Genomic DNA, 12,417 nt, shown 5'->3' with positions numbered 1-12,417 from the left:
GTCACGGCTTCCGCCTCGATTCACGACGAGGGAGAGAACGAGCTCCGGGCGTGGCCCCCCTCAGAGCGTGCCGGCCAGCTCCAGCAGCGCGAGATCCGACCCCCGCGGTCCCACCAGGCAGAGCCCCACCGGAGCGCCGCCGACACTCAATCGCGGCACCGACAGCGCCGGATACCCGCCGATCCCGGCGACACAGGTCAGGCCGAGCGTCGCCGTCCGCGCCGCGTCGATCGCCTCGGCCGACGCATCGAGGGCCGGCGCCACCGACGACGTCGACGGCAGGAGGAGCACCCGCCCCTCGAGCGCACGGTCGAGCGCCTCCCGGAACCCCGCGACCCGCGCCCGTGCGGCCGCCTCCGTCTGCTCGTCGACGAGCGAGGCCGCGTCGAAGCGCGCCTGCACGTCCGCCGCCAGCACTCCCGGATGCGCCGCGACCCACGAGCCGCTCGACCGCCACGCCTCCGCCGCCTGCACGAGCCGGAACGCCTCGAGCATCTCCGCCACGGGGGGCAGCTCGACCTCCTCGGTGCTCATCCTCCCGACGGCCGATCCGAACGCCGCCCGGACGGCCGCGTCCACTCCGCCCAGCAGTGCCGGCGCCACCGCGAGACTCCGCACCGGCGGGCCGGACGGCAGGCAGACCTCGGCCACCCGCCTCAGCGTGCCGAGGTCCCGCGTCAGCCACCCGACGGTGTCGAAGCTCGGCGCCAGCGGCAGCAGCCCCTCGACGGGCACTGCACCGTGGGTCGTCCTCAGCCCCCACAGGCCCTGGTAGGAGGCGGGTACCCGGATCGATCCCGCGGTGTCGGTCGCCAGCCCGACGGCTGCCTGCCCGAGCGACACGGCGGTCGCCGGTCCGCTCGACGATCCGCCCGGGATCGCTCCGGGCACGGCCGGATTGGGCGGCGTCCCGTAGCCGGAGTTCCGGCCGGCGATGCTGTAGGCGAACTCATCGGTCTGAGCGATCCCGCGCACCGACGCTCCCGCTGCGAGCAGCTGCGCGACGGCCGGAGCGGTCGCCGCCTCGATCGGCGCGGAAGCGAGGCGGGCCGGCACTCCCGCGCCGATCCGCTGGCCCTCGATCGCGAAGAGGTCCTTGACCGCGACGTCCAGTCCGTCGAGGGTCCCGGAGCCGGCGGCCGGCACGAGCGGCGCGCCGACGGCCCGCCAGACACGGGGGTCCAGCGCGGGCGAGGGCGCCTGCACCTGCGCGGCGCGCACCCTCCAGGTCCCGCCCTCGCGCGACCACAGCTGCGTGACGAGCCCGCGCCCGCCACGGGCCGGAGCGTTCACGCTGACCACGAGCGCCGTGTCCGCATCGACCGCCCGCACGTGCAGCTCGACCAGCTCCCGCACCGGCGCCCCGCCGCGACGACCCCGGAAGCCGGTGATGACCGCGTGGCCGACGAGCAGTCCGGAGGCGTCGCCCCGGAGCGTCGTCGGCGCGTCCACGAACGCGTCGGCGAGCGCCGCGACGTCGTCAGCCCCGAGCGCCGCCTCGTACGCCAGAACCGCGTCCACCAGCCCGTCCGGCAGGTCACCCTCGAGCGTCGTCACCCGCGGGTCAGTCATCGAAGTCGGCCGTCCGGACGCGGGCGTGCACGCCCTTCACCAGGTCGACGACCTGCGAGATGTCGAAGTCGGTCGCCGCGCTGAGGTAGGCGTAGGCGTGAGCCGGGTCCATCCCGTAGCGGGCCGCCAGCAGCGCGATGGCCGCGCGGACGCACTTCTGCACGGCGACGTCCAGGTCCTCGTCCATCCCGGTGGGCACGAGGAACTCGCCGGTCTCCCCCATCGGCCCGAGCAGCTCCCCGAACGCCGCGATCGCCTCGGCACGCGGGACGACCTCCAGGCGCACCCGGACGCGCAGGCTCGCCTCCATCGCCGTCAGCGCCACCTCGCCGTCGCCCTGCGCGAAGTGGGGATCGCCGACGTACGCGAGCGCGCCCGGGACCTGCACGGGAAGGTAGAGGCTGGTTCCGGCGGTCAGCAGTGCGATGTCGATGTTGCCCCCGTGCGCACCGGGCGGCACGGAGTGCGGGCGCTCCTCCCCTGCGACGGCGACGCCCATGATCCCGAGGAACGGCCGGAGCGGGAACCGGGCGGCCCGCTCTCCTCCCGGCACCAGCGGGATCACGCCGCGGAGACCGCCCTGCGCGTCCTCGTCGACGCGCGCGAAGACGCTGAACGGCCCCTCCTGCAGCGGGTACTCGCCCGGCAGCGCCCCGCGGCCGTGCCGGTTCGAGACGACTCCGTACGGCACGCGCGGCTCGGCCTCGAGGAGGGTCATCCGGAGCAGGTCCCCCGGCAGCGCTCCCCGGACGGCGATCGGCCCCGTGACCACGTGCGGCCCGTCCGTCTCGCCGTCGCGGAACGGCCCGTCCGCGGCGAGCGCGACCGCGTCGCGCAGCACCCCCTCCGGAGCGACTCCGTGGCGGCCGAAGAAGGCGACCGGATCGCGGCCCTGATCCTCCAGCACGCCCTCGTGGCTGAGCGTGTCGATGACGACCTCGGCCCCCGAGTCGACGGTGAGCACGGGGGCGTCCGCCGCGCACGGCAGGCGCCCCCACAGCACCGAACCCGGCTCGGCCGGCAGGTAGTCCACCCCCGGCGGCACTCCCTCACCGGGCTGCACCGCCCACTCCGTCCACCGCATGCGCGTCCGCCTCCCGCGCGGCCCGTCCGCGCCGTCCGACCCTAACCGCGCCGTGTTTCGAGCATGTGCACGCGTGTGCCACGATTCTCCAGACCCGCCCCCGACGACAGGACTCCTGTGCTCCGACGCCTGCGCACCCGCTCCGAGGGCGCGACCCTCGGCCTGATGCTCGCCCTCACCTTCTCGACCGGCATCATCGACGCCGTCGGGTACCTCGGGCTCGACCGCGTCTTCGCCGGCAACATGACCGGCAACGTCGTCATCCTCGGCATGGCCCTCTCCGGCGCGGCCGACCTGCCCGTGGTCGGGCCCCTGATCGCGCTGGGCGCCTTCATGATCGGCGCCGTGATCGGCGGCCGGGTGCTCCGCCCGGTGAAGAAGGGCTGGACCTCGCGCTCGACCTGGCTCTTCGCGGTGGTCGGCATCCTGCTCGGCGTCCTGGCGATCGTGCTCGCGGTCGTGCCCGAGCACCCCGAGCCGCTCGCCTTCACCGTCACCGGCGTGCTGGGCGGGGCGATGGGCCTCCAGGCCGCGACCGCCCGCCACCTCGCCGTCAAGGACGTCACGACGGTCGTCGTCACCTCGACGATCACGGGCCTCGCTGCGGACTCCCGCCTGGCGGGTGGTTCCGGTCAGCCGTGGTTCCGCCGCGCGGCGGCGATCGTCCTGATCGCCGCGGGTGCCGGAGTCGGCGCGCTCGCCCTGCTGGTCGGGCTCTGGCTCGGCCTCGCGATCGCCGCCGTCATCACGCTCGTCGCGACGCTGCTGGGCGAGCTCGTCGTCCACTCCCGGTACGCTCCGGCGCCCGCCGACGCCGCCGCCTGAGGCGGCGCCTCCCGGCGCGTCAGCGCGGCAGCTGCTGGCAGTGCGGGCAGAGGTGCGAGGAGCGGTTCATGAACGGCACCCGCACGATCGCCGCGCCGCACCGGGCGCAGGGCTTCCCCGTCTGCCCGTAGGCGTGCAGGCTGTGCGAGAAGTAGCCGGAGGCGCCGTTCACGTTCACGTACTGCGCATCGAAGCTGGTGCCGCCCTCAGCCAGCGCCCGTTCGAGCACCGAGCGCACCTCGGCGAAGAGGCGGCGGATGCGCGCCTCGCCGAGCGACGAGCTCGGCCGCTCCGGGTGCAGCTCCGCCGCCCACAGCGACTCGTCCGCGTAGATGTTCCCGATGCCGCTCACGAGCGTCTGGTCGAGCAGCGCCCGCTTGATCCCGCTGCTCCTCCTCGCCAGCGATGCGACGACCGAGCCCAGGTCGAAGGAGGGGTCGAGCGGATCGCGGGCGATGTGCGCGACCTGCGAGGGCACGGCGCGCAGCCAGCCGCCTCCGCGGGCCTCCTCGCCCGCGTAGCCGCCCGGCGCTCCGTCCGGGGTCAGCACCAGAGCGTCGACCGCCATCGAGCCGAAGATCCGCTGGTCGACGAAGTGCAGGGCGAGCTCGCCGTGCTCGGGGTGCTCGATCCCGATCCGGATGCGCGCCAGCCGCGGCAGCGCCGCATCCGCCGTGCGCAGCAGCACCTGACCGCTCATGCCGAGGTGCACCAGCAGCGCTTCGTCGCGGCCCGCGGGCAGCCAGAGGAACTTCCCGCGCCGCACCGCCGCTTCGAGCCGGCGCCCGACGAGCAGGCGCTCGAAGGTCCCGTGCGGATGCACGTGCCGCTTCAGCGAGCGCTCGTCGACGATCTCGACGCCGGTCACCAGGGAGCCGGTGACCGCGGGAGCGAGACCCGCCCGCACCACCTCGACCTCGGGCAGCTCGGGCACGGTCAGTCCGAGACCGCTGGAGCGACGGGTGCGCCGGGGGCCGCCAGACGCGTCCACGCGTCGAGCGCGGCGGCCATCTCGGCCGCCTTCTTGCTCGTCCCCTCGCCGCGGGCGGTGACGAGTCCGCCGACGATCACGGTGGCGACGAACACCTTGTTGTGGTCGGGGCCGGTGGCGGCGATCTCGTAGCGCGGGGCCGGCGCACCGCGCTCGGCGGCCGCCTCCTGGAGGCTCGTCTTCGGGTCCATCGAGACGCCGAAGCGGAGCGGATCGGCCCGCAGAGGGGCGATCAGGCGCAGCACCAGGTCGCGGGCCGCGTCGGGCCCGGTACCCAGGTAGACGGCGCCGATGATGGCCTCGACGGTGTCGGCGAGGATCGACGCCTTGTCGCGGCCGCCGGTCAGCTCCTCGCCGCGTCCGAGGCGGAGGAACTCGCCCAGGCCGATGCCGCGGGCGATCTCGGCGAGCGCGACGGTCGAGACGAGGCTCGCCCGGCGTTTGGCCAGGTCGCCCTCGCTGAGGGCGGGGTACTGGGTGTAGAGCATGACGGTCACGGCCTGCCCGAGGATCGAGTCGCCGAGGAACTCGAGGCGCTCGTTGTGCGGGATGCCGCCGTGCTCGAAAGCGAACGACCGGTGCGTCAGGGCGAGCTCGAAGAGCTCACCGTCGAGGCTCACGCCGAGCGTGGCCTCCAGACGCGACCGGTCGTCGCTGGAGGGTCGTGCGGAGGTCTGGTTCACCATGGACCGCGGTCCGTTCGTCGAGGGGCGGTGCGCCCCGCGCCGTGCGGACCAGGAGCGGGATCAGACGTCGGCGACCTTGCGGCCCTTGTACTCGAGGAACAGCGCGGTGCCCGCGGAGTCCTCGACGACCTTGGCGCGGTGGGGAAGGCTGTAGACGACCTTGCCGTTCTCGATGGTCTTGACGAGGGTGGGGACCTCGGCCTTCCACTGCGAACGACGGGCGTGGGTGTTCGCGCGGGACTTCTTCCTCTTGGGAACAGCCATGATTCTCTCTTCTCTACCTCTAGTCGGATTCGGTGCGGGCGGTCGCGCCCTCACCGCTGTCTGCGGAAGCTCTGTCGGTGGAAGCTCCGGGCGCTGCGGCCCCGCCGTCCTCCTCGCTCAACCCTGCGAGCGCGGCCCACCGGGAGTCGCGCGGCGCCTCGGGTTCGGGCGTGGAGGAATCGGCCAGCCGCTCCCCCGTGACGGGGTCGAGGCCCGGACAGTCCGGCCGGCAGACCGGCTGGAACGGCAGCGACAGAACCACCGCATCCCTGACCAGAGGTTCAAGATCCACGTGGTCGTCGTGAACCTCATAGTCGAAAGCTTCGTCAGAAGAGTACGCGAAAAGTTCCTGGAACTCGACATCGACAGGCAGGGAGATGTCGGTCAGGCACCGGCTGCACTCGCCGTCGGCCCTCGCCGACACCTCGACACTGGCCAGAATCCCCTCGTGCACGGACTCGAGCCGGACGTCGAGATCGACGGCCGATCCCTTGCGGACCGCGACGATCCCCTCGCCGAACTGCTCCGGCGCCTCGAGCTCGAGGCGGTGCTCGCGCATCTCGCCCGGCCGCCTCACGAGGTCGCGCACGTTCACGGTGAACGGCGTCTTCTTGAAAGTAGTCACGAGGATCCAGCCTACCCCTCCCGGGCCCCTCCGGGGCGGGAGGGGCCGGGAGGAGCCGGGAGGGGCGGAGTCCGGGCTCAGGCGCCGCCGGCCTCCAGCGTCACGTCGATCGGCGCGTAGTCGGCACCGCTCGTGTCCACTCCCTCGTCGGCGAGCTCCGCGAGCGCCTCCTCGACGTACTCGTTCGAGTAGGCGGTGGCGGGCGGGTCCGCGCTGATGATCGTCGCCCCCGTCTCGTTCTCCGTCTCCTTCGCGATGTCGACCGTCTGCTGCCACGCGGCCTCGTCGATCATCCCGACGCCGCTCGTCGAGGGCCAGATCAGCTTGTTGACCTCGTTGGTCATCCAGAGCTGGTGGCTGGTGCCGAGGGTGGATCCGGCCGCGGTGACGATGTCGGCCGCCGCCTGCGGATCGTCCTTCGCGAAGATCCAGCCCTTGATCGAGGCCTTGATGAAGGCGACCGTCTGCTCGGCGTACGCGTCGTCGTCGGCGAGCCTGCCCGCGTCCGCCCAGATCGCGTCCTGGAGCATCGCGGTGCCCACGTCGTTCCAGCTGATGACGTTCAGATCGTCCGGCTGGTACAGCTCGCCTGTGGCGGGATTCACGGTCTCCAGGACCTGGGCGTACTCGTTGTAGGTCATCGCCTGGGCCGCGTCGATGTCGCCCGCGAGGAAGCCGTTCATGTCGAACTGCTGCTGCACCAGCGAGATGTCGTCGAGGGAGACGCCGTCCTTCTGCATGCCGGCGAACAGCTCCCACTCGTTGCCGTAGCCCCAGCTGCCCACGCTCTTCCCGGCGAGGTCGGCGGGCAAGGTGATCCCCTTGTCCTTGAAGGAGATCTGCGTGGTGGCGCTGCGCTCGAAGATCTGCGCGACGTCGGTGATCCCGGCCCCCTGCTCGATCGAGCCGAGGACCTTGGGCACCCAGGAGATGGCGTAGTCCGCGTCGCCCGAGGCGAGCACGTCCTGAGGGACGATGTCGCCGCCTCCCTCGGCGATCGTCACGTCGAGGCCTTCGTCCTCGTAGTAGCCCTGGTCGAGCGCGGCGTAGTACCCGGCGAACTGCGCCTGGGCCACCCACTGCAGCTGCAGGGTGACCGGCGTGAGGCCGCCGGAGCCGGAGTCCGACCCCGGGTCGGAGCCGCCGGAGGCGCTGCAGCCGGTGAGCGCGAGGCCCACGGCCGCGAAGGCGGCGGTCGTCGTCAGGGTGATGCGGGTGCGTCTGGTCACGGGTCCTCCTGGTGCGGTCTGCGGGGTCGCCGGTGCGGCGCGCCCCGTGGTGCGGCGGTGCAGGTGGTGCTGTGGTGCAGGTGGCGCTGATGATGCGGGCGGTGCGGATGGTGCGTCGGGTGGAGTCGGGAATCGGGAGTCGGGAATCGGGAATCGGGAGGATCGAGGAGGGTGCGGGGACGCGCGGCGCCGCGCTCAGCGCAGCCGGCTGCGGCGCAGCGCGAACGCCTCGAGCGCGGCCGTCACGCAGTAGAACGCGAGGCCGACGAGCACGGCGCCCAGGACGTAGGCGTAGGCGAGCGCGTAGTCGCTGCCCGAGGCCGCCGTGGTGATCGACTTGCCGAGCCCGCCCACGGGTCCGCCGAAGTACTCGGCGACCAGCGCCGAGATCACCGCGAGCGAAGAGGCGATGCGGAGCCCCGTGAAGACGTAGGGCACTGCTCCGGGCAGCGTGATCGTGCGGGCGGTCTGCCAGGGGGTCGCCGCGTAGGCCTTCAGCAGGTCGCGGTGCACCGGAGCGGCCTGCCGCAGCCCGCGCAGCGTCGTCACGTACACCGGCACGAACACGGCGAGCGCCGCGACGAGCTGCCTCGCGGTCTCGGCGTTCGCTCCGAACATCGTGTAGAGCACCGGAGCGAGGGCGACGATCGGCACGACGGCGGCCGCGGCCACGATCGGCGCGACCAGTCCGTCGAAGACCCGCGCGAGCGCCGAGAGCCCGGCGACCACGACCGCCAGCACCGCGCCGACCAGCAGGCCGACCAGCGCGTTGCGGCCGGTCACCGCGCTGCCCTCGGCGACGGAGCCGAGGTTCGCGGCGAACTCCTGTCCGATCGCCAGCGGCGACGGGAGCACGAACGGCTGGATCGCCAGAGCGGTGACCCCGGCCTGCCAGAGCAGGACCGCGGCGATCCCGAGCACGAGCGGCGCGAGCACGCTGCGCGCCAGCGCGGTCGTGCTCACCGGTTCTCCACTCCGCGCGGCACGGCGGCGGGATCGCCGTGCAGCAGCTCGCGCACGGCGCTCACGTCGCGGAAGAACGCCGTGTCCTCCCTGACCGCCGCGTCGCGCTCGGATGCTCCGGGGAGTCCGACCGGGAGGACGTCGCGGATCCTGCCCGGCCGCGGCGACATCACCACGACGCGGTCCGAGAGGAACACCGCCTCCGGGATCGAGTGGGTGACGAAGACGACGGCGGCGCCGGTCTCGCGCCGGATCCGCAGCAGCTCCGTCTGCATCCGTTCGCGGGTCATCTCGTCGAGCGCCCCGAACGGCTCGTCCATGAGGAGCAGGCGCGGGCTCTCGGCGAGCGCCCGCGCGATGGCGACGCGCTGCTGCATCCCACCGGAGAGCTGGTCAGGGTAGGAGTCGGCGAAGTCGCCGAGCCCGACCAGCGCCAGCAGCTCGTCGACGCGCGAGCGCCGGGCGGTCGCGGCGACGCCGTGCAGCTCCAGCGGCAGGGCGATGTTCGCCCGGATCGTGCGCCACGGCAGGAGGCCCGCCTGCTGGAACGCGATCCCGTAGTCCTGGTCGAGCCTCGCCTGCCGGGCCGTCTTGCCGAACACGGCGATCGAGCCGGAGTCCGGCTCGTCGAGGTCGGCGATCAGCCGCAGCAGCGTCGACTTGCCGCAGCCGGACGGGCCGATCAGCGAGACGAACTCCCCCGCGGCCACCTCGAGCGAGACGTCCTGGAGCGCCGTGACGCTCGCGGCGCGAGCGGTGGTGAAGGTCCTCGTGACGGAGTCGACGACGACCGCGGATCCTGCAGGGCTCATGCGGGCTGCTCCCCTCGGCGGTACGGACGGAGGAGGGTGCCGAGCAGAGCGACGGCGCCGGCGGCCGCGAGGCCCACCAGCACCGCCCCGAGGATCGGCGCCCAGGGCTTGGCGGGGTCGCCTCCGGCAGCGGAGGCGAACTCGATGATCATGCGGCCGATCCCGCCGCGCAGGCCGATCGAGACCTCGGCGACGATCGTGCCGACGACGGCGCTGACCGCTCCGAGCCGGAGGGCCGGCAGCAGGTAGGGCACGCTCGCCGGCAGCCTCAGGCGCACCAGCGTCTTCCACCAGCCGACGCCGTAGACGTGCATCAGCTCGACCTGGTGGGCCGTCGGCGAGCCGAGCCCGCGGAGCGCCCCGATCGAGACGGGGAAGAACGCGAGGTAGGAGGCGATCAGGGCCACCGACATCCAGTTCTCCCAGGTCACCGGTCCGAGCTCGAGCTGCGACCCCCAGCGCCGCACCAGTGGGGCGATCGCGATCAGGGGCACCGTCTGGCTCAGCACGATCCAGGGCAGCACCGCCGACTCCGCCGTGCGGAACCGCTGCATCAGGAGAGCCAGGAGCAGCCCCACGACCGTGCCGACGACCCAGCCGACCGCGGCGATCCCGAGCGAGAAGGCGCTCGCCCCCAGGACGGCCGACCAGAGCGCCGGGGCGTTCCGCGCTCCGGTGACCGGCTCGCCGAGCCGGGCCGCGATCTCCCAGAGGTGGGGCATCGCGATGGCGCTCGTGCGCGGGAGCACCGTGACTCCTCCGACGACCACCCCGGCCTCGGGCCCGAGCGCCTTCCAGCCCTCCCACACGAGCGCGAGCAGGAGGAGCCCGCCGGCGCCGAGCACGAGCCCGCGCGCGAGGGCCGGTCTCATGCGCGGGCCACGATGTGCTCGCGCAGCTCCGGAATGACCCGCTCGCCGTACACGCGCAGCGTCTCCTCCTTGTTGTCGTGCTGGAGGTATCCCGCGAACTGCGTCACGCCGATGTCGGCGAGCGCCCGGAGCTTCTCGATGTGCTCGTCCGCCGTGCCCAGCACGCAGAAGCGCTCCACGATCTCGTCCGGCACGAAGGCGGTGTGGCTGTTGCCCGCGCGGCCGTGCTCGTTGTAGTCGTAGCCCTCGCGCCCGGCGATGTAGTCCGTCAGCGCCTGCGGCACCGCTCCGGAGGCGCCGTAGCGGCCCACGATGTCGGCCACGTGGTTGCCGACCATCCCGCCGAACCAGCGGCACTGGTCGCGCATGTGCTCCCGGTCGGTGCCGATGTACATCGGCGCCGCGACGCAGAACTGCAGCGACTCGGGATCCCGGCCGGCGTTCGCCGCCGCCTCCTTGACGGCGCCGATCATCCAGCGCGCGATGTCCACGTCGGCCAGCTGCAGGATGAAGCCGTCGCCGACCTCGCCCGCGAGCTTCAGGGCGAGCGGGCCGTAGGCGGCCACCCACATCTCCAGGGACGAGCCCCGGCTCCACGGGAACTGCAGCGTCTGGCCGTTGTACTCGACCGGACGGCTGTTGGCGAGCTCGCGGATGACGTGGATCGACTCCCGCAGCGTCTTGAGCGTCGTCGGAGCTCCTCCGGTCACCCTCACCGCCGAGTCGCCGCGTCCGATCCCGCACACCGTGCGGTTCCCGTACATCTCGTTGAGCGTCGCGTGCAGCGAGGCGATGACCGTCCAGTCGCGCGTGGCGGGGTTGGTGACCATCGGGCCGACCGTGATCCGGTGCGTCCTCTCGAGGATCTGCGAGTAGATCACGTAGGGCTCCTGCCAGAGCAGGTGCGAGTCGAAGGTCCACGCGTAGTCGAAGCCGTGCGTCTCCGCGAGGACGGCGAGCGCGACGGTGCGCGAGGCGGGCGGGTTGGTCTGGAGGACGACTCCGAAGTCCATGGGGTTCCTTCTGCTCGATCAGGTGCTGGCTCGGATCGGGTGCCGGCTCAGATCAGGTACTGGCTCAGACCGCGCGGGATGTACGCCCCGTCGCCCTTCGTGCCGACGTAGGAGCCGTCGTCGACGACGACCCTGCCGCGGGAGATCACCGTGTCGACGTGGCCGTCGATCTCGAAGCCCTCCCAGGCCGAGTAGTCCATGTTCATGTGGTGGCTTCGGCCCTCGCCGATCCCGATCGAGGTGTGCCCGCTCGGGTCGTAGACGACGACGTCGCCGTCGGCCCCGGGCTGGATGACGCCCTTCCTCCCGTACATCCCGAACATCCGCGCCGGGGTGGTCGAGGTGAGCTCGACCCAGCGCGGCAGGGAGATCTGCCCCGACACCACGCCCTGGTACATCAGGTCCATCCGGTGCTCCACCGAGCCGATGCCGTTGGGGATCTTCGAGAAGTCGCCGATCCCCATGTCCTTCTGGCCCTTCATGCAGAAGGGGCAGTGGTCGGTCGAGACCATCTGGATGTCGTTGGTGCGCAGCGACTGCCACATGTGGTGCTGATGCCCCTCCGCCTTCGAGCGCAGCGGCGTGGAGCACACCCACTTCGCGCCCTCGAAGCCCGGCGCGCCGAGCTGCTCCTCGAGCGAGAGGTAGAGGTACTGCGGGCAGGTCTCCCCGAAGACGTTCATGCCGCGGTCGCGGGCCTGGGCGATCTGCTCCACCGCCTGCTTCGCGGAGACGTGCACCACGTACAGCGGCGCGCCGGTGAGGTCGGCGATCATGATCGCCCGGTGCGTCGCCTCCTCCTCCGCCTGCCAGGGGCGAGAGGTGCCGTGGAAGTACGGCGCGGTGTTCCCGGCGGCGAGGGTCTGCTTCACCAGTTCGTCGATGAGGGCGCCGTTCTCGGCGTGCATCATCATCATCGCGCCGTTCTCCGCGCCCTTCTGGAACGCCCGGAGGATCTGCCCGTCGTCCGAGAGGAACACGCCCTTGTAGGCCATGAACAGCTTGAAGCTGGTCACCCCCTCGCGCATCAGCTCGTCCATCGCGACGAGCGAGGAGTCCTGCACGTCCGAGAGGATCTGGTGGAAGCCGTAGTCGATCGCGCAGTTGCCGGCCGCCTTCTCCTGCCACGCCTGGAACCGGTCGACGACGCTCTCGCCCGGGTACTGCACCACGAAGTCGACGATCGACGTCGTGCCGCCCCAGGCCGCGGCGCGCGTGCCGGTCTCGAAGGTGTCCGAGGCGGAGGTGCCGCCGAACGGCATCTCCATGTGCGTGTGCGCGTCGATCCCGCCCGGGATGACGTACTTGCCGCGCGCGTCGATCACCCGGTCGACGTGGGCCGCCAGGTCGAAGCCCAGCAGCGTGGAGCCGGGGGCGAGGACGGCGGCGATGGTCTCGCCGTCGATCAGGACGTCTGCGGCTCCGGTGCCGGTCGCGTTGACGACCGTCCCGCCGGTGATGAGGGTCTTCATCGGTCTTCC

General features: G+C 72.4%; 13 protein-coding genes. 1 reads left to right on the top strand and 12 read right to left on the bottom strand.

The window, feature by feature from the left end; translation table 11 throughout:
• Positions 1-60: 60 nt before the first annotated feature.
• Positions 61-1,572, bottom strand: coding sequence for an AtzH-like domain-containing protein (locus C5C57_RS09205; RefSeq protein ID WP_104247530.1), 1,512 nt, complete (start codon positions 1,570-1,572; stop codon positions 61-63).
• Positions 1,565-2,656, bottom strand: a complete 1,092-nt coding sequence (locus tag C5C57_RS09200; RefSeq protein WP_104247529.1) for an acetamidase/formamidase family protein — start codon at positions 2,654-2,656, stop codon at positions 1,565-1,567. Before C5C57_RS09200 ends, C5C57_RS09205 begins: the two co-directional genes overlap by 8 nt.
• 117 nt (positions 2,657-2,773) lie before the next feature.
• Here C5C57_RS09200 and C5C57_RS09195 point away from each other — a divergent pair, with 117 nt between their 5' ends.
• The gene (locus C5C57_RS09195) at positions 2,774-3,481 is read left to right on the top strand and encodes a YoaK family protein (protein ID WP_308470800.1); all 708 of its coding nucleotides are present in this window, start codon (positions 2,774-2,776) and stop codon (positions 3,479-3,481) included.
• 19 nt (positions 3,482-3,500) lie between these two features.
• Here the strand turns inward: C5C57_RS09195 and mutM are convergent, their stop codons facing one another.
• The 10 genes from mutM to hydA form a co-directional block, all read right to left on the bottom strand.
• Positions 3,501-4,415: a bifunctional DNA-formamidopyrimidine glycosylase/DNA-(apurinic or apyrimidinic site) lyase gene (gene mutM / locus C5C57_RS09190; protein WP_104247528.1), complete on the bottom strand. Its 915-nt coding sequence runs from the start codon at positions 4,413-4,415 to the stop codon at positions 3,501-3,503.
• Positions 4,416-4,417: 2 nt separating this feature from the next.
• Positions 4,418-5,158: a ribonuclease III gene (gene rnc / locus C5C57_RS09185; protein ID WP_104297531.1), complete on the bottom strand. Its 741-nt coding sequence runs from the start codon at positions 5,156-5,158 to the stop codon at positions 4,418-4,420.
• Between the two features lie 60 nt (positions 5,159-5,218).
• Positions 5,219-5,422, bottom strand: coding sequence for a 50S ribosomal protein L32 (gene rpmF, locus C5C57_RS09180; protein ID WP_104223482.1), 204 nt, complete (start codon positions 5,420-5,422; stop codon positions 5,219-5,221).
• Between the two features lie 19 nt (positions 5,423-5,441).
• A complete protein-coding gene (locus tag C5C57_RS09175) occupies positions 5,442-5,981 on the bottom strand; it encodes a DUF177 domain-containing protein (RefSeq protein ID WP_104247536.1) in 540 nt (179 codons plus the stop codon).
• Positions 5,982-6,124: 143 nt separating this feature from the next.
• Entirely contained in the window at positions 6,125-7,276 is a 1,152-nt protein-coding gene (locus tag C5C57_RS09170) for an ABC transporter substrate-binding protein (RefSeq protein ID WP_258072739.1), read from the bottom strand.
• 195 nt (positions 7,277-7,471) lie between these two features.
• Positions 7,472-8,239 (bottom strand): ABC transporter permease, encoded by a 768-nt coding sequence (locus tag C5C57_RS09165; protein ID WP_104226660.1) that lies wholly within the window; start codon positions 8,237-8,239, stop codon positions 7,472-7,474.
• On the bottom strand, positions 8,236-9,051 hold the full coding sequence (locus C5C57_RS09160) for an ABC transporter ATP-binding protein (protein ID WP_104226661.1): 816 nt from the start codon (positions 9,049-9,051) through the stop codon (positions 8,236-8,238). The genes C5C57_RS09165 and C5C57_RS09160 overlap by 4 nt, the downstream gene beginning before the upstream one ends.
• Positions 9,048-9,923, bottom strand: a complete 876-nt coding sequence (locus tag C5C57_RS09155; RefSeq protein ID WP_104223479.1) for an ABC transporter permease — start codon at positions 9,921-9,923, stop codon at positions 9,048-9,050. The genes C5C57_RS09160 and C5C57_RS09155 overlap by 4 nt, the downstream gene beginning before the upstream one ends.
• Positions 9,920-10,936, bottom strand: a complete 1,017-nt coding sequence (locus C5C57_RS09150) for a TIGR03842 family LLM class F420-dependent oxidoreductase (RefSeq protein ID WP_104238194.1) — start codon at positions 10,934-10,936, stop codon at positions 9,920-9,922. Before C5C57_RS09150 ends, C5C57_RS09155 begins: the two co-directional genes overlap by 4 nt.
• 47 nt (positions 10,937-10,983) lie before the next feature.
• Positions 10,984-12,408 carry a dihydropyrimidinase gene (gene hydA, locus C5C57_RS09145; protein WP_104223477.1) on the bottom strand — a complete coding sequence of 475 codons (1,425 nt, stop codon included), beginning with the start codon at positions 12,406-12,408 and terminating at the stop codon, positions 10,984-10,986.
• Positions 12,409-12,417: the final 9 nt, after the last annotated feature.

Origin of the sequence: Rathayibacter sp. AY1C5 (assembly GCF_002931705.1) — a bacterium.
GTDB lineage: Bacteria > Actinomycetota > Actinomycetes > Actinomycetales > Microbacteriaceae > Rathayibacter.
Note: the sequence above shows the minus strand (reverse complement) of the source record. Positions and strands in the feature narration are given on the sequence as shown.